Annotated in this window: 21 protein-coding genes; 9 read left to right on the top strand and 12 right to left on the bottom strand. The window is 68.7% G+C overall.

Translation table 11 applies throughout. The annotated features are described in order from the left end of the window. The first annotated feature begins 18 nt into the window (after positions 1 to 18). Positions 19 to 1179, top strand: a complete 1161-nt coding sequence (locus AWC24_RS18840; RefSeq protein WP_085087952.1) for an FAD-binding oxidoreductase — start codon at positions 19 to 21, stop codon at positions 1177 to 1179. Positions 1180 to 1181: 2 nt separating this feature from the next. Then, entirely contained in the window at positions 1182 to 2084 is a 903-nt protein-coding gene (locus AWC24_RS18835; RefSeq protein ID WP_085088176.1) for an aldose 1-epimerase, read from the top strand. A 20-nt stretch (positions 2085 to 2104) separates the two neighbouring features. Here the strand turns inward: AWC24_RS18835 and AWC24_RS18830 are convergent, their stop codons facing one another. From AWC24_RS18830 to AWC24_RS18810, 5 genes are all read right to left on the bottom strand, one after another. Continuing rightward, positions 2105 to 2482, bottom strand: coding sequence for a heat shock protein transcriptional repressor HspR (locus AWC24_RS18830; protein WP_085087949.1), 378 nt, complete (start codon positions 2480 to 2482; stop codon positions 2105 to 2107). Beyond that, positions 2479 to 3666, bottom strand: a complete 1188-nt coding sequence (gene dnaJ / locus AWC24_RS18825) for a molecular chaperone DnaJ (RefSeq protein ID WP_085087946.1) — start codon at positions 3664 to 3666, stop codon at positions 2479 to 2481. The genes AWC24_RS18830 and dnaJ overlap by 4 nt, the downstream gene beginning before the upstream one ends. A gap of 23 nt (positions 3667 to 3689) precedes the next feature. Beyond that, entirely contained in the window at positions 3690 to 4322 is a 633-nt protein-coding gene (gene grpE, locus AWC24_RS18820; protein WP_085087943.1) for a nucleotide exchange factor GrpE, read from the bottom strand. Further along, positions 4319 to 6166 (bottom strand): molecular chaperone DnaK, encoded by a 1848-nt coding sequence (gene dnaK / locus AWC24_RS18815; RefSeq protein ID WP_085087940.1) that lies wholly within the window; start codon positions 6164 to 6166, stop codon positions 4319 to 4321. Before dnaK ends, grpE begins: the two co-directional genes overlap by 4 nt. A gap of 148 nt (positions 6167 to 6314) precedes the next feature. Beyond that, positions 6315 to 7616, bottom strand: a complete 1302-nt coding sequence (locus AWC24_RS18810; RefSeq protein WP_085087937.1) for a cytochrome P450 — start codon at positions 7614 to 7616, stop codon at positions 6315 to 6317. Positions 7617 to 7749: 133 nt separating this feature from the next. Between AWC24_RS18810 and AWC24_RS18805 the strand changes: the two genes are divergently transcribed. From AWC24_RS18805 to AWC24_RS18795, 3 genes are all read left to right on the top strand, one after another. Continuing rightward, on the top strand, positions 7750 to 9231 hold the full coding sequence (locus tag AWC24_RS18805) for an amino acid permease (protein WP_085087934.1): 1482 nt from the start codon (positions 7750 to 7752) through the stop codon (positions 9229 to 9231). 17 nt (positions 9232 to 9248) lie between these two features. Next, positions 9249 to 9428 carry a hypothetical protein gene (locus tag AWC24_RS18800; protein ID WP_085087931.1) on the top strand — a complete coding sequence of 60 codons (180 nt, stop codon included), beginning with the start codon at positions 9249 to 9251 and terminating at the stop codon, positions 9426 to 9428. 134 nt (positions 9429 to 9562) lie between these two features. Further along, complete coding sequence (locus AWC24_RS18795) at positions 9563 to 10120, top strand: hypothetical protein (RefSeq protein ID WP_109560562.1); 558 nt, start codon at positions 9563 to 9565, stop codon at positions 10118 to 10120. 237 nt (positions 10121 to 10357) lie between these two features. Here AWC24_RS18795 and AWC24_RS18790 read toward each other — a convergent pair whose 3' ends face one another. Further along, a complete protein-coding gene (locus AWC24_RS18790) occupies positions 10358 to 10873 on the bottom strand; it encodes a hypothetical protein (protein ID WP_085087929.1) in 516 nt (171 codons plus the stop codon). Here AWC24_RS18790 and AWC24_RS18785 point away from each other — a divergent pair. The 4 genes from AWC24_RS18785 to AWC24_RS18770 all read left to right on the top strand — a co-directional run bounded on the left by AWC24_RS18785 (position 10872) and on the right by AWC24_RS18770 (position 16393). Continuing rightward, complete coding sequence (locus AWC24_RS18785; RefSeq protein WP_085087926.1) at positions 10872 to 11243, top strand: DUF3054 domain-containing protein; 372 nt, start codon at positions 10872 to 10874, stop codon at positions 11241 to 11243. The genes AWC24_RS18790 and AWC24_RS18785 overlap by 2 nt on opposite strands. A gap of 67 nt (positions 11244 to 11310) precedes the next feature. Further along, positions 11311 to 11901, top strand: a complete 591-nt coding sequence (locus AWC24_RS18780; RefSeq protein ID WP_085087923.1) for a hypothetical protein — start codon at positions 11311 to 11313, stop codon at positions 11899 to 11901. A gap of 225 nt (positions 11902 to 12126) precedes the next feature. After that, entirely contained in the window at positions 12127 to 15024 is a 2898-nt protein-coding gene (locus tag AWC24_RS18775) for a (Fe-S)-binding protein (RefSeq protein WP_085088171.1), read from the top strand. Between the two features lie 64 nt (positions 15025 to 15088). Further along, positions 15089 to 16393: a pyridoxal phosphate-dependent aminotransferase gene (locus tag AWC24_RS18770; RefSeq protein WP_085087920.1), complete on the top strand. Its 1305-nt coding sequence runs from the start codon at positions 15089 to 15091 to the stop codon at positions 16391 to 16393. Here AWC24_RS18770 and AWC24_RS22245 read toward each other — a convergent pair. The 6 genes from AWC24_RS22245 to AWC24_RS21950 all read right to left on the bottom strand — a co-directional run. Beyond that, positions 16381 to 16662, bottom strand: a complete 282-nt coding sequence (locus AWC24_RS22245; RefSeq protein WP_133055737.1) for an Mtp family mycobacterial-type pilin — start codon at positions 16660 to 16662, stop codon at positions 16381 to 16383. The two genes, AWC24_RS18770 and AWC24_RS22245, sit on opposite strands and share 13 nt — an antisense overlap. Before the next feature lie 269 nt (positions 16663 to 16931). Next, a complete protein-coding gene (gene rfbA / locus AWC24_RS18760) occupies positions 16932 to 17798 on the bottom strand; it encodes a glucose-1-phosphate thymidylyltransferase RfbA (protein WP_085087917.1) in 867 nt (288 codons plus the stop codon). A 31-nt stretch (positions 17799 to 17829) separates the two neighbouring features. Beyond that, positions 17830 to 18189 carry a nuclear transport factor 2 family protein gene (locus AWC24_RS18755; protein WP_085087915.1) on the bottom strand — a complete coding sequence of 120 codons (360 nt, stop codon included), beginning with the start codon at positions 18187 to 18189 and terminating at the stop codon, positions 17830 to 17832. Between the two features lie 29 nt (positions 18190 to 18218). Continuing rightward, the gene (locus AWC24_RS18750; RefSeq protein ID WP_085087912.1) at positions 18219 to 18980 is read right to left on the bottom strand and encodes a maleylpyruvate isomerase family mycothiol-dependent enzyme; all 762 of its coding nucleotides are present in this window, start codon (positions 18978 to 18980) and stop codon (positions 18219 to 18221) included. Positions 18981 to 19009: 29 nt separating this feature from the next. After that, the gene (locus AWC24_RS18745; RefSeq protein ID WP_207568337.1) at positions 19010 to 20632 is read right to left on the bottom strand and encodes a DUF7159 family protein; all 1623 of its coding nucleotides are present in this window, start codon (positions 20630 to 20632) and stop codon (positions 19010 to 19012) included. A 68-nt stretch (positions 20633 to 20700) separates the two neighbouring features. Further along, on the bottom strand, positions 20701 to 20981 hold a 281-nt coding region (locus tag AWC24_RS21950), incomplete at its 5' end, for a hypothetical protein (protein WP_207568336.1).

The raw sequence follows: 20981 nt of genomic DNA, 5'->3' as shown, positions 1-20981 counted from the left end.
CAGCATAAGATCGCGGCCGTGGGCCTTGACGACCGTGACGCACTGCAGGTGCTGCGTAACGCGTTCGCCGACGGCGGCGACAGCTTCGTCGGCCGCCTGTTCACTCGCTGGTTCGGCACCGACCCGTCGGTACGAGACCTCTTCCCCGCCGACCTGGCCGCCACCCGCGTCGCCTTCGCCCAGGCGATGAACTGGGTGTACGGCGAACTCGTCGCCCAGCGCGCCCAGGAGCCGGTCGCTTTTCTCGCTCAGCTCGGCCGAGACCACCGCAAATACGGTGTGACACAACATCATTACGGCACCATCGGAGAGGTGCTGTACGCCACCCTCCGCGACGAGCTGGCCGCCGACTGGGGTCCCGCTGTCGACGACGCCGCCCGCGAGTCGCTGAATCTGATCATCGGGGTGATGGGCGGCGCCGCCGACGCCGAAGACGGCCCGGCCTGGTGGGACGGCACCGTCGTCGAGCAGCTGCGGGTCTCGCGGGACCTGGCCGTCGTCCGGATCCAGCTGGACCGTCCGCTGCCCTACCACCCGGGCCAGTACGTCAAAGTCGAGGTGCCGCAGTGCCCACGGTCGTGGCGGTATCTGAGCCCGAGCATGCCACCGGACGAGACCGGGGCCATCGAATTCCACGTGCGCGCGGTACCCGGCGGCCTGGTCAGCCCCGCGATCGTCAACGAGACCAGGCCCGGGGACCGGTGGCGACTGTCCAGCCCGCACGGCGGGCTACAGGTCGATCGCGACGCCGGTGACGTGCTGATGATCGCCGGCAGCACCGGGCTGGCGCCGCTGCGGGCGATCATCATGGACCTGACCCGGTGGGGTGTCAATCCGCGCGTGCACCTGTTCTTCGGCGGCCGGTACCCGTGCGAGCTCTACGACCTGCCCACGCTGTGGCAGATCGCCGCGCACAACCCGTGGTTGTCGGTCACCCCGGTGTCGGAGTACGCGCGCGACCCCGGCTGGGCCGCCGACTACCCCGACGTGAACCCGCCACGGGGTTTGCACGTGCGGCAGACCGGGCAGCTGGCCGACGTGGCAACCCGCTACGGCAGCTGGAGCGATCGCCAGATCCTGATCTGCGGCGGCCCGGAGATGACCCGAGCCACCGAGGCGGCACTGCTCGCCAAAGGCGCGCCAGCCCAACGCATCCAACACGACCCACTGTCGGAGTGAACGTGTCCCGCTTCCAAACCTGCACCCTTCGTGATCCGTCGTCGGAGCTCACGGCGACATTCGTCCCGAGCGCCGGCATGATCGGCACCTCACTGTCCGACGGCGCGGTGGAGTTGCTCGGTCTACGACGGGGCCTGCAGGCTTACGTCTCCGGCCACAAGACCATGGGCATCCCGCTGTTGTACCCGTGGGCGAACCGGTTGAGCGGCAACGGCTACCGCGTCGGTGACACCGAGGTCACGCTCACCCCCGGCTCCGGCGGCGTGCACACCGACGAACACGGCGCCCCGATCCACGGCACGCTCGCCGGCGACCCAGGCTGGCGGGTGACCGAACAGTCGGCGTCCACGGTGACCGCCGAGCTCGACTTCGGCTCGCGACCCGACCTGTTGACGTCGTTCCCTTTCCCGCATCTGCTGAGCTTGGCCATCGGTATCGCCGACCGCAGGCTGACGGTGCGCACCACGGTCACCGCCACCACCGGGGCGGAGGTGCCGCTGTGCTTCGGGTTCCACCCGTATCTACAGCTGCCCGGCGTGCCCCGGCACCAGTGGCGCATCGCGACGCCGCCGATGCGCTCCCGGCTCGTCGACGACCGCGGCCTCCCCACCGGGGTGAGCGCGCCCTACCCGTCGGCCGCCGAGCTGTTGGGCGAGACGGTGTTTGATGACGGCTTCGACGAGGTGGCCCCCGGCGCGGTGTTCGCGCTGTCCGGCGGTGGACGGCGCATCGAAGTGCATTTCGAGGCGGGCTACCCCGCCGCACAGCTCTACGCGCCGGGAACCGAGGACGTGATCTGCTTCGAACCGATGGCCGCACCGACCGACGCGCTGCGCCGCGGCGGCTACCGGATGGCGCGCCCGGGAGAGCCCGGGGTGGCGCAGTTCTCCATCCGGGTCACCTAAAGCCTGGCGCCGGTTGGGAGCTAGGAGCTACGCGGCTTCCACACCACCACGGCGGTGCTCTTGGGCACCACCGCGATCTCGCGGCGCTGGTTGGCGCGCAACCTCTCCAGCTCGGCCGCCATCTCCTTGACCCGCGACTGCAGCGCCTCGACCTGGTTGGTCAACTCGATGATCCGCTTGATACCGGCCAGGTTGACGCCATCGTCGTGCGAGAGCCGCTGCACCTCGCGCAGCAGGTCGACGTCGCGCTCCGAGTAACGGCGCCCGCCGCCGGCGCTGCGGCGTGGGCTGACCAGTCCGATGCGGTCATAGGTCCGCAGCGTCTGCGCGTGCATACCGGCCAGCTCGGCGGCCACCGAGATCAGGAAGGTGCGGGAGTTCTTTTCGGATCTACTCATGATCGGTTACCCGCCCATCCGGCCCGCGGATCGAACCCGCTGGACCGCTCCGCTGCCGCGTACGCCTCCAACGCGTCCTGGGCGTGGCCCTCCAGGTTGGGCGGGACCGCGACCTTGACGGTGACCAGCAGGTCGCCGTTGCCGCCACCGCGCTTGGGAACGCCGCGTCCGCGCACCCGCAGGATCCGGCCGTCGGCGGTGCCCTTGGGCACCCGCACGCCGACCTTGCCGTCCAGCGTCGGCACCGAAAGCGTGGTGCCCAGGGCGAGTTCGGAGAAGCTGACCGGGATGGTGACCGTCAGGTCGTCGCCGTCGCGTCCGAAGACCTTGTCCGGACGCACCCGCACCGTCACGTACAGGTCGCCGGACGGCGCACCGCGCAGTCCCGCCTCGCCCTGACCGGCCAGCCGAATTCGTTGGCCGTCTTCGACACCGGGTGGAATGCGCACGTTGATGGTGCGGGTGCGAGCCGCCCGCCCGGTTCCCCTGCACTCCGAGCACGGATGCTCGATGATCGATCCGCTACCACGGCAGTCGGTACACGGCTCGGAGAATCCGAACGCACCCTGGTTGCTGCTGATCACCCCGGAGCCGTTGCAGGAGGTGCACACTCGCGGGCTGGTGCCCGGCCGCGCGCCACTGCCGTGACAGTTGGTGCACGGTGCCGCGCTGGTCAGCCGCAACGGCATCTCGACGCCCTTGGTGGCCTCCAGGAAGCTCAGCTCCGAGTCGGTTTCCAGGTCGTTGCCGCGCCGCGGCCGGCTGGGCCGCTGCTGCGCGCCGCGGCCGAATAAGCCGCCGAAGAGATCACCGATGTTGGCGCCGCCGGTCTGACCGGCGGCGCCGAACAGGTCGTTCAGGTTGAACTCGCTGCCGTCACCGCCGGTGCTGAACCGATCGAAGTTGCCGCCACCGCCGCCGTTGAAGCGCCGGCCGAACCCGCCACCGGCGAACAGCCGGCGGGTCTCGTCGTACTCCTTGCGCTTGGCCGGATCGGTGAGTACTTCCTTGGCCTCGGACACCGCCTTGTAGCGATCCTCAGCCGCTTTGTTACCGGGGTTGCGGTCCGGGTGATTCTCGGCGAGCAACCGGCGGGCCGCCCGCTTGACGTCCTCGGCGCTGGCGTCGGAGGAGACGCCCAGCTCTTTGTAGAAGTCCTTCTCGACCCATTCACGCTGAGCCATGACGCCTCACCTCCTCACCTAGATCAATTCTCGTCGCCGGCGTCTTCGTCGGCTCCGGCTTCGGCCCCATCGCTGCCCTGGTCACCGTCCGGGACGGTGTCCACCACCCCGACCATGGCGTGGCGCAGCACCTGCTCACCGAGTTTGTAACCCTGCCGCAGCACGGTGCCGATCACCGAATGGGTTCCGTCGCCCTCGTGCTGCACGGCCTCGTGCAGCAGCGGGTCGAACTCGTCGCCCTCGACGCCGAACGCTGCCAATCCCAGTCCGTCGAGCACACCGGTCAGCTTGTCGCCCAACGCCTTCAGTGGCCCCGACTCGAGGTCGCCGTGGCTACGGGCGCGGTCCAGGTCGTCGAGGATCGGCAGCAGCTCGGTCACCACCGAGGCCTTGGCCCGATCCGCGACGCCCTGCTGGTCGCGCAGCGCCCGCTTGCGGTAGTTCGCGAAGTCGGCTTGCACCCGCTGCAGGTCGGCGGTCAGCTCCGCGACCTGGTCGACCTCGCCACCGTCGGCGACCGGACCCGCCGGTGCCGGCTCGCTTGGAGCCGGCCCGGCAGAACCCGCCCGCACCTCACCGGTTTCCGGGTCGATGCGGCGCTTGTCGGTCACGGTGATCTTCTCCGGGGCCGGCTCGCGTGAATCGCCTTCGCTCACTTGGTGTCTCCATCGTCGACCACTTCGGCGTCGACGACATCGTCGTCACCGCCGGGCGCTGCACCGGCGTCAGCGGACTGCTCGGCCTGGGTGGCCTCGTAGATCGCCTGGCCGAGCGCCTGCGATTCGACGCCCAACTTCTCCATCGCCGACTTGATGGCGCCGATGTCGGTGCCTTCCAGCGCCTTCTTCGCCTCGCCGATCGCCGCGTCGACCTTGGCCAGGGTGTCCTCGGGAACCTTCGAACCACCCTCGGCCTCGCGCTGTTCGGTGACGAACTTCTCCGTCTGGTAGACCAGCGACTCGGCCTGGTTGCGCACGTCGGCCTCTTCGCGACGCTTGCGGTCCTCGTCGGCGTGCGCCTCGGCGTCCTTGATCATCCGGTCGATCTCCTCCTGGGACAGGCCGGAGCCCTCCTGGATCTTGATCGTGTTCTCCTTGCCGGTGCCCTTGTCCTTGGCGGTGACGTGCACGATGCCGTTGGCGTCGATGTCGAAGGTGACCTCGATCTGCGGGACACCGCGCGGGGCCGGCGGGATACCGGTCAGCTCGAAGGAGCCGAGCAGCTTGTTGTGCGAGGCGATCTCGCGCTCACCCTGGAAGACCTGGATCTGCACCGACGGCTGGTTGTCGTCGGCGGTGGTGAAGGTCTCGCTGCGCTTGGTCGGGATGGTGGTGTTGCGCTCGATCAGCTTGGTCATCACGCCGCCCTTGGTCTCGATACCAAGCGACAGCGGGGTGACGTCAAGCAGCAGAACGTCTTTCACCTCGCCCTTGAGCACACCGGCCTGCAGCGCGGCGCCCACGGCGACAACCTCGTCGGGGTTGACGCCCTTGTTGGGCTCCTGGCCGCCGGTCAGCTCCTTGACCAGATCGGTCACCGCGGGCATCCGGGTGGAACCACCCACCAGCACCACGTGGTCGATCTCCGACACCGAGATGCCGGCGTCCTTGATCACCGACTGGAACGGCTTGCGGGCGCGGTCCAGCAGGTCCTGGGTGATCTTCTGGAACTCCGAGCGGGTGAGCTGCTCGTCGAGGAACAGCGGGTTCTTGTCGGCGTCGACGGTGATGTAGGGCAGGTTGATCGAGGTGCTCTGCGAGCTCGACAGCTCGATCTTGGCCTTCTCGGCCGCCTCCCGCAGCCGCTGCATCGCCATCTTGTCCTTGGTCAGGTCGATACCCGACGTGGCCTTGAACTTGTCGACCAGCCACTCCACCACGCGGTCGTCCCAGTCGTCGCCACCAAGGTGGTTGTCGCCCGAGGTGGCCCGTACCTCGACCACGCCCTCGCCGATCTCCAGCAGCGAGACGTCGAAGGTGCCGCCGCCGAGGTCGAACACCAGGATGGTCTGCTCCTTGTGGCCCTTGTCGAGCCCGTAGGCCAGCGCGGCCGCGGTGGGCTCGTTGACGATGCGCAGCACGTTCAGGCCGGCGATCTGGCCGGCTTCCTTGGTGGACTGGCGCTGGGCGTCGTTGAAGTAGGCGGGCACGGTGATGACCGCGTCGGTGATGTCCTCACCGAGGTAGGCCTCCGCGTCGCGCTTGAGCTTCATCAGCACGCGGGCGCTGATCTCCTGCGCGGTGTAGTCCTTGTCGTCGATCTCGACGTTCCAGTCGGTGCCCATGTGGCGCTTGACCGAGCGGATGGTGCGGTCGACGTTGGTGACCGCCTGGTTCTTGGCGGGCTGGCCGACCAGCACCTCACCGTTGCGGGCGAACGCGACGACCGACGGGGTGGTGCGCGAGCCCTCCGAGTTTGCTACGACGACGGGATCGCCGCCCTCCAGCACCGAGACGCAAGAGTTGGTGGTCCCGAGGTCGATTCCGACCGCACGAGCCATTGTGGTTCCTCCCTGATAGACGATTCCCTAGTCTGAGCGGACTGCGCTCAAGGATGCGCTTGCCGCCGCCCTGCTGTCAACTCAGACTTGAGTGTTTGTGACTCAACTTGTCGAATTGGTCAACGGGAGGGGTACCCGGTTTGTTCCCCTAGGCCGTCGCCGGGCGCGCCGAGGCGCCCGTCGTGGCCGGTATGCACCGGAAACCGTGCAACGTGGCCAACCCCCGCGGTGTCGGGGCGCCGGCGAGCGCCAGGTCGGGAAATCGCTCGAACAGCGCGCGCAGCGCGATGGTGGCTTCCATGCGGGCCAGGTTGGCCCCGAGGCAGGCGTGTACGCCGCTGCTGAAGGACAGATGCTCGTGGGCGTTGGCCCTGATGATGTCGAACCGGCCGGGCTCGTCGAACACGCTGGGGTCGTGGTTGGCGCCGCCCAGCAGCAGCGCGACCGTTTCGCCTGCAGCGAGGTGGTGCCCGTCGATCTCCAAGTCGCAGAACGGATTCCGAGACGTCATCTGCACCGGGCTGTCGAAGCGCAACACCTCCTCGACCGCACCCGGCCACAACGCGGGATCCTCGCGCAGCATCGCCAACTGTTGCGGGTGACGCAACAACAGCACGATCGCGTTGCCGATCAGATTGACGGTGGTCTCGAATCCCGCGCCGGCGACCAGTAACGCCGTCACGCCCAGTTCGCGCCGGTCAAGGTCCCCGTCGTGGACCACCTGACTGAAGATGTCGTCGCCGGGTTCGCGCAGCAGCCGTTCGACGTGGTCGCCGAACTCGCGGTCGGCTTCCCGCAGCGATTGCATGGCAACCCGAAACGTCGTCCAAGACAAGCCGACATCAAGCAGCGGTGCGCCTCGTTCACCCCGGTCGAGCAGCTGTGGCCGCATCTCTTCGGGCATTCCGAGGATCTCGGCGATGATCATTGCCGGCAACGGACCCGCGAAATCGGTGATCAGGTCCGGATGCGATGCCGATTCCACCCGGTCGAGCAGCTCATTGGTGATGTCGACGATCCGGGAACGCAGTCTTTCGATCGCACGAGGCGTGAACGCACGCACCACGGCTCGCCGGTAGCGCGTGTGATCGGGCGGATCGACCGCGAGCATCGAGGGCGGTTCGGCCGGATTCGGCAGCTGCGGATCCGTTCGGCTGATCAACCAGCGCACCGGTTTGGAAAGTTTCATGTTGGCCGGGTTGGTCACTCCGAACCGGTCATCACGCAGGATCGTTCGGCACAGCTCGTGGTCGGCGGTCACCGAGACGAACGGCGTGCGAGTCAGGCTGCCTCGGGCGCGAATCTGCTCGGTCAGCGGCCCGGGTTCACCGCCGCGCAGCGGGCCGGCGAGCAGCCGTGCCATGGGTTCACCACGGCGCGCCTGCACCGCCAGGACTCCCCGCGGAATCCCGTGCAGCAATGCCCACCGAAGCCAGATTCCCGGCCGCATGATCGACCTCCCGCCGACTCGGGCCCGCCGCTTGACCTGCAGACAATCCAAGGTTAGTGGGTCGCCTCGCCTGGGCAGTGGTGCTCGGCGTCGCCAACCACGATCGGCGTCGCGGTGGGTTACCCTCGCACCGATGCCTACCGCCCCCGACCCTCACCTGGCCCCACCGGCCGCATTGGCCCGTGAAGACGAGGGCTATCACAAGGATCTCCACCCTCGTCAGGTGCAGATGATCGCCATCGGCGGGGCGATCGGCACCGGGCTGTTCCTGGGGGCCGGCCGGCGACTGCACGAGGCAGGCCCCGCCCTGTTCGTGGTCTACGCGATCTGCGGCATCTTCGTGTTCTTCATCCTGCGGGCGCTCGGCGAACTGGTGGTGCACCGCCCCACCTCGGGATCGTTCGTGTCGTATGCCCGCGAATTCTTCGGGGAGAAAACGGCATTCGTCGCGGGCTGGTTGTACTTCCTCAACTGGTCGATGACCGGGATCGTCGATACCACCGCGATCGCGACGTACTTCCACTACTGGGGCGCGTTCCACGTCGTCCCGCAGTGGGTGCTGGCACTGATCGCACTGGTGGCGGTGGTGTCGATGAACCTGATCTCGGTGAAGCTCTTCGGCGAACTGGAGTTCTGGGCCGCACTGATCAAGGTGGTGGCCCTGGTGACCTTCCTGATCGTCGGCACCGTCTTTCTGGGCGGGCGCTTCCAGGTCGACGGGGAATCCACCGGCCTGCACCTGTGGGTCGACAACGGCGGCTTCCTGCCGACCGGACTACTCCCTCTGGTGCTGGTCACCTCGGGTGTGGTGTTCTCCTACGCCGCGGTCGAACTGGTCGGCACCGCCGCCGGCGAGACCGCCGAGCCGGAGAAGATCATGCCGCGGGCGATCAACTCGGTGGTGGCCCGGATCGCGATCTTCTACGTCGGCTCGGTGGTGCTGCTGGCGCTGCTGCTGCCCTACACCGCCTACAAGCACGGCGAGAGCCCGTTCGTCACGTTCTTCGCCAAGATCGGGTTCAACGGCGCCGGCGGCCTGATGAATCTGGTGGTGCTCACCGCGGCGTTCTCCAGCCTCAACGCCGGCCTGTACTCCACCGGGCGGATTCTGCGGTCGATGGCGGTCAACGGCAGCGGCCCGAAGTTCACCGCACCGCTGTCCAGTAATGGTGTGCCCTACGGCGGCATCCTGCTGACCGGCGCGATCGGCCTGTTCGGGGTCGCGCTGAACGCCGTCGTCCCCGAGCACGCCTTCGAGATCGTGCTCAACATCGCCGCCTTGGGCGTTGTGACCGCGTGGGCGACGATCGTCGCCTGCCAACTGCGGTTCTTCTCGTTGACGAAGCGAAGCGACCTGCAGCGCCCGGCCTTCCGGATGCCGCTGGCGCCCTACAGCGGGTACGTCACCCTGGCCTTCCTGGCCGCCGTGCTGGTGCTGATGATGTTCGATCCCGAATACGGCGTCTGGATTCGCACCGCGGCGCTGGTCGGCGGACCGGGCTTGGTCGCCGGCTGGTACCTGGTGCGTAAGCGGGTGACGGCCGCGGCCGTGCCCCCCACGGTCACCGGGCAGCAACCGCCCGCAGTGGCCGCGCAGGCCGAAGCGGACGAGTAGGAGGAGACCGAAACCCCATGCCCAACCGGTACGCAGCCAAGCCTCCGCTGTACGGGATGGCCCTGGTCTTCTGCGCCATCGCGATCGTCGCCATCACCGCCTACCTGCACGCGGGTTGGTGGTCGGTGCTCGGCTACGCGCTCGCCGCGGTCACGGCCGTCGCCGGGGGTGTGCTGGCATTCCGGGATTTCTCGTAGTCGGATTTGTGGTCGCCGGCGGGTCGGCGTCCGGCGCCTGGAACTGCGCGTCACTGCAGCCACTCGCGTCACAGGATGCGTAGGCTGTGCCCCAATCGACGTCGGCGGGGGACTGCGTGCGGGTACCGGATCAAGTGAGAACCAGGGCGTTCAGCCGGCAGCTGGCGCTGGCGGCCGCACTGCTGCTGGCCGGCTGCAGCTCCACCGTCGACGGCAACCCGACCGCGGCGCCCGGCGGCAGCGGGCCACCGGAGCCGTCATTGCGGACACCTCGCCCCACCACCGCACCGCCGAGCACCCCGACACCCACCCCGCCGCCGTCGTCGGGCGCACCCGGCAAGCCGGGCGACGCCATCGCCCTGCCCCCGGACGAGAACGGATACGTCTTCATCGAGACGAAGTCCGGACGGACCCGATGCCAGATCTCGACACGGCAGGTCGACTGCGAAGCCGAGTTCACCAACAGCCCGCTCAAAAGCGGTGAGCACGCCAACGGTGTCAGCGTCAGCTCCGACGGCACGGTGCAGTGGGTGCTCGGCAACCTCGGTGACATCCCGGTCGTCACCATCGACTACCTGACCTACCAGGCCGAGGGCTGGAAGATCGACGCCGACGTCGAGGGCACCCGATTCACCAATGACCGCACCGGTCACGGCATGTTCGTCAGCATCGACAACGTCGAGACGTTCTGACCTCTGGCCCAGCTCAGCAGCCACCGCTTTCCGTTACGATCGCTGGAATGGCGCGCTTCGGATCTTCACCCGGCTCCGGCACACCCGGAGACGATCCAACCCGATCCACTCAGTACGGCCAACGCGGGCCGCAACCGCGCGGGCCCCAGCCCGCGCCGTTCGGCCCCCCGGCCCCGGGCCGCACCCCGGCGGCCCGGGCCACCACCCCGGCAACGCACCGACCCAGTACAACCCCGCCTACAACCCGTTCGAACAGCAGCTTCCCGGCGATCCGGAGACCGACGACTTCGCCGCTGCGGTGCCCACCCCGTGGTTCCGCCGACGATCGGTGCTGATCGCCTGGTTCGGACTCATTCTGCTGATGCTCGCGCTGGTGATCTGGGGCATCATCCAGCTGACCAGCCGCGGCCCGGGAGACAGCAGTACCGTGCCGGCCAGCACCTCGTCGAGCACCAGCACCACCGCCGGCACGACGAGTTCGTCCAGCACGACTAGTCCGACCAGCACCCCGCCGGGCGCTTCGAGCACCACTGCCGCGCCGCCCCCGCCTCGGCAGGCGCCGCCGCGGCAGCCCCCGGCGCCCAGTGAGACGCATCGCCACCGGCCGCGCCTGCCGTCGCTGCCCTCGGTGATCACCATCCCGCCGGTGCCCAAGGTTCCTGAGCTGCCGACGGTGATCACCATTCCGCCGTACCGGTAGACCGGCCCGGTCGGCAGCGCCGGTGTCCCGGTCGCTCGGTAGTCTCGCCGCATGCGATCGCAGCGTGATCCGGCCTGGCTCGGCATCGATGTGGTGGCCGTCCTGGTGTTCTGCGCGCTGGGGCGGCGCAGCCACGACGAGGGCGTCGATGTCAGCGGTCTGGCGACCACGGCCTGGCCGTTTCTGAGCGGTACGGTGCTGGGCTGGCTGGTGTCCCGCGGTTGGCGCCGGCCCACCGCCGTGCTGCCCACCGGGGTGATCGTCTGGATATCGACGGTGCTGGTCGGCATGGCGTTGCGGGCAGCGACCGGCGCAGGCGTGACGTGGTCTTTCGTCGGAATCGCAGCAACGGTTACCGCTGTGTTCCTGCTCGGCTGGCGGGCGGTGTTCGAGCTGGTTGCGCGACGCGGCGTCACCCGGTAGCCGGCACAGCGAGTCGTCAGCCACCGGCGCGGGGTTTCGTCAGCCGCAGCACCTACCATCGGTGTGCGTGGAACGAACGCCGGACGACCCGAACGACGAACCGACCCAGATGGCCGACTACGACTATCGCGGGGCCGGCAGATATGACGAGCCGGCCGGTTACTACAGCGAGTACCGCGACCCCACCGGGTCGCAGCCCGGCTGGTCCGAACCTCCCGAACCGCCACCGGCCCCCTGGTACCTGCGGCCGCTCGCGCTGATCGGCTGGGGTGTGCTCACCGCACTGCTGATCGCCACCCTGGTGTGGAGCATGGTCCGCCTGGTGAACAAGGACTCCGGCGACACCACGCCGGCCACGACGTCGGTCACGTCCACCGTGGCACCTCCGGGCGAGTCGCCCGCCCAGCACCCGGGGCCGGTCGCCCCGGCGCCCAGTGGCGAAGAAGAAGCACCGCCGCCGGATACGACCACCACGGAGCCGCCGACGACCACCACCGAACCACCGACCACCACCACCGAACCGACGACGACCACCACTGCGCCGACAACCACCCAGCCCACCACCACGCAGGCCCCGACCACGCAGCCCACCACCACCGCGCCCCCGACCACGACCGAAGCGCCGCCGACCACCACTGCCGCGGCGGACGGTCAATAGCGCTGCCGCGCCGCGAAAACCCTTCCGAACAGTCGCAAGCCGATACAGTTAGGCCAGCCTGCGTCGCGCTGGGCGGGAACGGGGTGGCACTATGGGCGAGCATCAAGCAGCGCTTGAGCAGGTATTGCGCAAGGTAGACGGTAAGTTACCCGTCAGTAACTACGGTTAAGTTACTGACCGGTAGCTTCTGGATGAGAGAGGCGCTCCGTGACCGAGGATGTCCAGATGATGATCAGGCTGGTCGTCGGCCTGTCCATGACGGCAATCGTCGTCTACTTCTCCGCGCGCCGGGTGTTGTGGCTGTACCGGCTGGTCATGTCCGGCCAGAAGGTCGGCGCCGAGCGGACCTCTGACGTAGGAGCCCGGGTCTGGACCCAGCTCAAAGAGGTCGCCGCCCAGTCCAAGCTGCTGAAGTGGTCGATTCCAGGCATCGCACACTTCTTCACGATGTGGGCGTTCCTGGTCCTGCTCACGGTCTACATCGAGGCCTACGGTCAGCTGTTCAAAGCGGACTTCGCGCTGCCGATCATCGGCCACTGGGACGCGCTGGGCTTCCTGCAGGACTTCTTCATCACCGCGGTCACCCTGTCGATATTCGCGTTCATGATCATCCGCATCATCCGCAACCCCGCCGAGCACGGCCGGGAGTCCCGGTTCTACGGCTCGCACAACGGCGGGGCCTGGCTGATCCTGGTCATGATCCTCAACGTGGTCTGGACGTTCCTGCTGCTACGCGGCGCCGCGGTCGTCACCGACAACCTGCCGTACGGCAAGGGCGCCTACCTGTCGCAGTTGATGGGCAAGATCATGGAGCCGCTGGGCGTCACCGCCAACGAGTACATCGAGACCACCGCACTGCTGCTGCACATCCTGGTGATGCTGGCGTTCCTGATCATCGTGCTGCACTCCAAGCACCTGCACATCTTCCTGGCCCCGATCAACGTCACCTTCAAGCGGTTGCCCGACGGCCTGGGCCCGCTGCTGCCGATCGAGTACGAGGGCGAGGCGCTGAACTTCGACGACCCGCCCGAGGACGCGGTGTTCGGCCGCGGCAAGATCGAGGACTTCTCCTGGAAGGGCATGCTCGACTTCGCCACCTGTACCGAATGTGGCCGCTGCCAGTCGCAGTGCCCGGCGTGGAACACCGGCAAGCCGTTGAGCCCCAAGTTGCTGATCATGGACCTGCGCGACCACTGGATGGCCAAGGCGCCCTACCTGCTGGGCACCACCGAAGCGCCGGCCATGGACATCGACCTCGCCGACGCCAAGCCGCTGGCCGGCCACCACGTGCCGGAGAAGGGCTTCGAGCGCATCGGCGGCTCGGGCCCGGAGCAGGCGGTCCGGCCGCTGGTCGGTACCGAGGAACAGGGCGGCGTGATCGACCCGGACGTGTTGTGGTCATGCACCAACTGCGGCGCCTGCGTCGAGCAGTGCCCGGTGGACATCGAGCACATCGACCACATCCTGGACATGCGCCGCTACCAGGTGCTGGTGGAGTCGGAGTTCCCGTCCGAGCTGGCCGTGCTGTTCAAGAACCTGGAGAACAAGGGCAACCCGTGGGGGCAGAACGCCAGCGAGCGCACCGCCTGGATCGACGAACTCAACTTCGACATCCCCGTCTACGGCCAGGACGTCGAGAGCTTCGACGGGTTCGAGTACCTGTTCTGGGTGGGATGCGCCGGCGCCTATGAGGACCGCGCCAAGAAGACCACCAAGGCGACCGCCGAACTGCTGGCCGCCGCCGGGGTGAAGTTCCTGGTGCTGGGCACCGGCGAGACCTGCACCGGTGACCCGGCGCGGCGATCCGGCAACGAGTTCCTCTTCCAGCAGTTGGCAACTCAGAACGTCGAGACGCTCAACGAGTTGTTCGACGGCCTGGAAAGGCCCGACCGCAAGATCATCGCGAGCTGTCCGCACTGCTTCAACACGATCTCGCGGGAATACCCGCAGCTGGGCAGCGAGTACACGGTGCTGCACCACAGCCAGGTGCTCAACCGCCTGGTCCGGGACAAGAAGCTGATACCGGTCACGCCGATGTCGCGCGACGTCACCTACCACGACCCGTGTTTCCTGGGCCGCCACAACAAGGTTTACGAACCGCCGCGCGAGCTCGTCACCGCCGCGGGCGCCAACCTGGTCGAGATGCCGCGTAACCGCGATCGCTCGTTCTGCTGCGGCGCCGGCGGCGCTCGGATGTGGATGGAAGAGCACATCGGCAAGCGGGTGAATCACGACCGCGTGGACGAGGCGCTGGCCACCGGCGCCACCACCATCGCCACCGCCTGCCCGTTCTGCCGGGTGATGATCAGCGACGGCGTCGACGACCGGATCGATGCGTCCGGACGTTCCGGCGTGGACGTGCGCGACATCGCCCAGCTGCTGCTGGATTCGCTGGACATGTCCGGGGTGACGTTGCCGGCGAAGGGCACCGCCGCCAGCCAGGCCGCTGCGACCGCCAAGACGGCGCCGAAGAAGGAGGCGCCGGCACCTGTTGCCGCGGCCACCGCGACGGCGGAGAAGCCGGCCGCCGCCCCGGCCGCCGAGGCCAAGACCGCGGCTCCGGCCAAGGGGCTGGGAATGGCCGGCGGGGCGAAGCGTCCGGGCGCCAAGAAGGCGGCGGCACCGGCAGCAGAGGCCACGGCGGCCGACACGGCGGCATCAGCGGCCGACACCGCGGCACCCGCTGCTCCAGCAGCCCCGGTCAAGGGGTTGGGAATGGCCGGCGGGGCGAAGCGTCCCGGTGCCAAGAAGGCGGCGGCACCGGCAGCCCCGGCCGCGGAGGCCACCGAGTCCGCGGCGGCGCCGGAGGCCAGCTCGGCCGACACCGCGGCGCCGGCCGAGCCTGCCGCTCCCGCGGCACCGGCAGCACCGGTCAAGGGCCTCGGAATGGCGGCGGGAGCACGTAAGCCCGGCGCCAAGAAGGCGGCCCCGGCGGCTGAGCCCGTCCGGGCCGCTGAGCCCGCCAAGGAGGAACCGGCTGCCGAGGGCGACGAAGCACCGGCTGCCGGCGCTCCCGCTGCCGAGGCTGCTCCCGAGAGCACGCCGTCGGAGGCCCCCAAGGAACAGCCCGCCGCGAAGGGACTGGGAATCCAGCGCGGAGCGCGACCCCCGGGCAAACGCTGAGATAACAAGTTGGGGCCGTGTGGGTGCACATACGGCCCCGATTTGTTTCTCGGGCAAATTTTGATTGGACAGCTATGCGACCATATTCGACGTGACCGCTCACCAGTTGCCTCACCAGATGCCCTGGCCTGCCGTCGGCAGCCAGCTGCGGCAGCGGACGCTCGCGCAGTCGACCAAACTGCAGGACGTCCTCTATGAGATCCGCGGTCCGATCCACGCCCAGGCCGCGCGGATGGAGGCCGAGGGGCACCGCATCCTCAAGCTCAACATCGGCAACCCGGCCCCGTTCGGGTTCGAGGCGCCCGACGTGATCATGCGGGACATGATCCAGGCGTTGCCGCACGCGCAGGGATATTCGGACTCGCAGGGCATCCTGCCGGCGCGGCGTGCGGTGGTCACCCGCTATGAACTGGTCGAGGGGTTCCCCCGCTTCGACGTCGACGACGTGTATCTGGGCAACGGGGTCTCCGAGCTGATCAGCCTGGTACTTCAGGCACTGCTGGACAACGGCGACCAGGTGCTGATCCCGGCGCCGGACTATCCGCTGTGGACGGCATCGACGTCGCTGGCCGGTGGGACGCCGGTGCACTACCTGTGCGACGAGACCCAGGGCTGGCAGCCCGACATCGCCGACATCGAATCGAAGATCACCGAGCGGACCAAGGCGCTGGTGGTGATCAACCCGAACAACCCGACCGGTGCGGTCTACGGGCGCGAGGTGCTCAGCCAGATCGCCGAGTTGGCCCGCAAGCATCAGCTCCTGCTGCTGGCCGACGAGATCTACGACAAGATCCTCTACGACGACGCCGAGCACACGAATTTGGCCACCCTGGCCCCGGATCTGCTCTGCCTGACCTTCAACGGGCTGTCGAAGGCCTATCGGGTGGCGGGTTACCGGGCCGGCTGGCTGGCCATCACCGGCCCCAAGGAGCACGCGACCAGTTTCCTGGAGGGCATCAACCTGCTCGCCAACATGCGGCTGTGCCCGAATGTGCCGGCGCAGCACGCTATTCAGGTGGCGTTGGGCGGTCATCAGAGCATCGACGACCTGGTGCTGCCGGGCGGTCGACTACTCGAACAACGAGACGTGGCCTGGAGCAAACTCAACGAGATTCCCGGCGTCTCCTGCGTCAAGCCGAGCGGCGCACTCTACGCCTTCCCGCGACTGGACCCCGAGGTCTACCCGATCCAGGACGACGAACAGTTGGTCCTGGATCTGCTGTTGCAGGAGAAGATCCTGGTGACCCAGGGCACCGGGTTCAACTGGCCCGCGCCGGACCATCTGCGCATCGTGACGCTGCCGTGGGCCCGCGACCTGTCCGGCGCCATCGAACGGCTGGGCAACTTCCTGGCGGGCTACCGGGTGTAGTAGGGCGGTTGCGGAGGCGGCGGCCAGTTCGGGTCGAAGGTGCCGCCGTTCTGCCAATGGTCCGGGTCGTGCGGAACATTGTCGAGGTAGTGGTTGTCGTGGCAGTAGTTCGTGTTCCAGTTGACGCCCATCCACCCGCTCCACTGCTCGCCCGGGCACCAGTGGTAGCGGGGCTCGGCCTGCGCCACCCCCGCCGCGCCCAACGCGGCTAACCCCACAGCCGCCGTCGCCATACCTGCCGCTAGTGCAACCCCGGTGGTGTTCCTCATGCGAATTTTTCTACCACCCGGCGCCGCCTTCGTGGAACCTGTTGCCCTATGTCGGCGGAGGCCTGCTGCGGTTGAGCGCGCGCTCAGCACTGATGGCTGCCCGGCGGTCTTGGCCGCGGGTGCGCCGTCGGGTTGGCATCATCAGCGTGCGGCAGGCGACCGCTTGCTGCGTCGGTGGTGGCGCGGTGGCCAAGGGATGGCCGCTGTTGGGCTGACACAGCGCCGGGAAGGCTTACCTCGCCGCTCAGGGCGACCGGTCCGGATCTTCCCTATTTGCGCTCCAGCAGCCCCGACAGGTAATCGCCGTACCCGGACTTGCGCAGCGCATCAGCCCGGGCCGCGAGGTGGTCGTCGTCGATGAACCCCATCCGCCAGGCCACCTCCTCAGGAATGCCGATCTTGAGGCCTTGGCGACGCTCGATGGTGCGCACGTAGTCGCCGGCGTCCAGCAGCGAGTCGAACGTTCCGGTATCCAGCCAGGCGGTACCGCGGGCCAGGGTCTGGACACTGAGCCGACCCTGCTCGAGGTAGGCCTGGTTGATGTCGGTGATCTCGTATTCGCCGCGCGCCGAAGGCTTTAAGCCCCTGGCGATCTCGACGACGTCGTTGTCGTAGAAGTACAGTCCTGGTATCGCGTAATGGGATTTGGGGGCCGACGGCTTCTCCTCCACCGACGTCGCCGCTCCGTCGGCGTCGAACTCGACGACGCCATAGGCCGACGGGTCGGCCATCCAGTAGGCGAAAATGACGGCGCCCGAGACAGCTTGGTGCCGACGCAGGCTGGTGCCGAGGCCGGGCCCGTAGAAGATGTTGTCCCCCAACACCAGCGCGACCGATTCGGTGCCGATGTGGTCGGCGCCGATGACGAACGCCCGTCCCAGCCCGTCGGGCTGATCCTGGACCGCGTAACTGATGTCGACCCCGAATGCGCTGCCGTCGCCGAGCAATCGCTGAAACGCCGCCGCGTCGTGGCCGGTGGTGATCACCTGAATGTCTCGGATACCGGCCAGCATCAAGGTGCTCAGCGGGTAGTAGACCAGCGGTTTGTCATAAACCGGCAGCAACTGCTTGCTGACGCCCATCGTGATCGGATACAAGCGGGTGCCCGAGCCACCGGCCAGGATGATCCCGCGCATGCCGTCGAGCCTAACCGCCGTCAGCGCAGGCTCAGTCGACCCGGTCGGCCTCGGTGAGATCCGTGGCGGCCAGCGCCGCGTCGAGGCCGTCGTGGCGGAACACCGCCGCGACCTGATCGCGCACCACCCGGAACGCGACCGCCTCGGCGGCCCCGGCGCCGACGGGGGTCAATTCGGCCACCACGACGCCGTCGTGCACATACATCCGGCCGATGCCGGCGGTGATATCGGCTTCGGCCGCCCATCGCCGCAACGCCTGATGGCCTTGCGCGGCGCCGTTCGCGTCGGCCACCTCGACGCCGTCGCTGGACAGCTGCTCCAAGGTGTCCAGGTCGCCGGCGGCCAAGGCGTCGTGCCAGGCGAGGACGGTCGCGATCTCCGATGTGCTCATGCCCTGCAAACTACCGTGTGCGCTCGCCCTCAGAAGGCGGTGTGCTCGACCCACTGCTGCCACACCGCGGCGTCGCCGAATACCACGATGTCGGTGTGGGCCACCGGAACCCGGCGCATGATCGCCAGAAAGAGGTCGCGGGCCGGACCCCGCAGTGCCACCGACCCTTTGCCGTGCTCATGCGACCAGACCAGGGCGGCGGTGTCGGCAGACCGGCTGATGGTCCACTCTCCCGCCTGTCCCAGCCCGTCGTCGGTGGCATGCAGGTGCACAGTCTGGCCGTCGGCCAGCAGGGGCGGTGGCCCGTCGCGCCCGACGCGCGCCGTGATCAGGTCGAGAAACTCCGAGATCCCGTCGGCGGCCAACTCCGGCGGCAGGGCGAAATCGCCGCCCAGTGCCAGCGCGGCGTCGGCCCGGTGCACGGTCGCCTCGTGCAGCCGGCGGCGCACCCACCACGACGCCGGGCGCGGACCCAGGAACGTCCACGCCGGGTTGTCCGGCCCGACCTGCGTGGTGGCGTCCAGCACCCGTTGGGCGCCGTCGTTCAGCCAGCCGATGGCCGCGTCCGGGTCTGCGGGCGGCTTGCCGTCGACGACGTCGCGGGGGTCCAGGGCGTGGTCCAGGCGGTCGGCGATGATCTGCGCGGCCCAGCGATGGCCTCGCCCGACATGCCGGAACAGCTGGGTCAGATTCCACTCCGGGCAGCTCGGGACCGCCAGCCCGGGATCACCGGAGCGGATCAGCTCACCGAAGGCGCGGGTCTCATCGAGTAATGCTGCGGCGTAATCCACGCCGCCAGGCTAGTGGATTGTCGGGGCGCTCAGAAGGGCCAGCCGCCCTTGCCGCCACCGCCGATGTCGGGGAACCACGAGCCGCCACCGCCGCCGCGAACACCGCTGCCCCCGCCACCCAGACCCGGCAGCCAGGGGTTGTTGCCGCCCCCGTTGGTGCCTACCCCGGGCAGCCACGGCGACGGGTTGCCGCCCTTGCTGCCGCCGCCCTTGTTGCCGCCCCCGTTGTTGCCGGGCAACCACGACGGGTTGTCGTTTTTGGGAGGACTCTGGGCGGGCGGCTTGAAGATCGGCGGCATCTCCGGTTGCTTCGGTGCCGGTGCTGCTGGTGCGGGAATCTCGACCGCCGGCGGAGTGGGAATCTGGATCGGGACCGGGATCGGTATCGGCGCAGGTGCCGCCGGAGCCGGGGCGGCCGGTTCCGGCGCCGGAGCTGCTGGCATCGGTGCGGGGGCTGCCGGGGCCTTCGCAACGGGCGGCGCAGGTGCCGCCGGGGCCGGGGGCGCGGGTGCCGGGGCCGCTGGGGGCACCTTGGGCGCCACCTCGGGAACCGGCGCCGGCGCCTGCTGAGTGGGTACGACGATGTGTTGGCTCGGCGCGGGATGCTCGGATGCGGTGGGCCGGATACTGACTGCCAGCGCCACGAGCAAGGAAGCGACCCCGACGACGAAGAAGGCTGCAAGACCGCTACCGGCCAGCAGGAACGGATTGCGGCGTCGAGCCGGCTCGAGGTCATCGGCCGGGTGCACACCGGAACTCGGCGGGTAGTCGGTGGCGATGATGTTCGCGGTGCTTTCCGCATCCGCGAAGGCCAGATAGCCGCTGTCGGTGGCGTCCGGGATCGCACTGTAGGCCAGCGCATATTCACCGATCGTGGCGTCGTAGTCGGCCTGCTGGGCATAGGCCAGCGCGACCAGACCGGGGTCGATCACGCCGGTTCCCGGGTCGCGCGCCCATGCCAATGCCGACGTCGACGAATCGAACAGCGGCGCATGCGCGCTGGCCAGCGCCGCTCCTCGCGCCAGCGCTGTCTCCGGTTCCTCGGGAACGCTGACCGGGATCGCGCTGACCGCGTCCAACTCGGGCTTGACCAGGCCGACGTTGACTCCGGATCCGACGACGAACAAGCCGTCGGGCCGCGACTCCAGGCGGCCGGCCTGCGCTGCCAGGAAGGTCAACTCGGCGAGCGCCGCGCCGTCGTCGGGCGGCAGCGCCACCCGACGCACTTCGGTGATCGAGCCGTCGGTCGAGTCGACGACCGCCAGCGTCGCGCCCTCCGGTTCGATGAACATCAGCGCGGTCCGCTGGTAGCCGATCGTTCCGCCCACCGCCTGGGCCAGCGCCGCCGCCGCCAGGAAGGCCGACACCAGCATCACGTTCTCGACCCGGCGGTCGGCCAGGGCGTCGCGCAGCTGGCCGGCCTGCACCTGATCGGCGACGGTCACCCCCGTCGAGGCCAGCCGGTAGCCGCCCTGCTGGGCGCTCTCCTGGGTGCCCAAGATGGCCGACACCACCTGGTCGGGAAATGCCGCGTCGGCGGTGTCAACCTCGAAGCCGTCCTCGTCGACGGTGACGCCACCGGCGCTCTCGCCCTCGACGAGGACCATGCGCACCGACGGCAGTGCCGTCGACACTCCGAGCACGATGTCCACTGCACCTCCTCCGCTTCGGCCGCCGATTGATTAGCCCATCTTATCGGTTTGCGAGATAAATCCCCACCTCAGAAGTGCAGGCCCGGGATCGGGATCGGAATCGGGATCCCGCCACCGCGGCCATGACCGTGGCCACCGCGGCGAGGGCCTTTGCCGTGGCCTTTGCCGGGTCCCCAGCCGCCCCGGGGCGGGCCCAATATCGGCGGGCCACCGGGCAGGCCGGGAATCTCCAGTTTCGGGATGATCGGCGGCGGCAGCGCCGGTGGTGGCGGCGGCGCCGGTGGTGGCGGCGCCACGGGCTGGGGCGCCGGCGCTCGCGGGGCCGGTACCGGAGCGGGGGCCTTCGGGG

Origin of the sequence: Mycolicibacter senuensis (assembly GCF_002101885.1) — a bacterium.
Classification (GTDB): domain Bacteria; phylum Actinomycetota; class Actinomycetes; order Mycobacteriales; family Mycobacteriaceae; genus Mycobacterium; species Mycobacterium senuense.
Note: the sequence above shows the minus strand (reverse complement) of the source record. Positions and strands in the feature narration are given on the sequence as shown.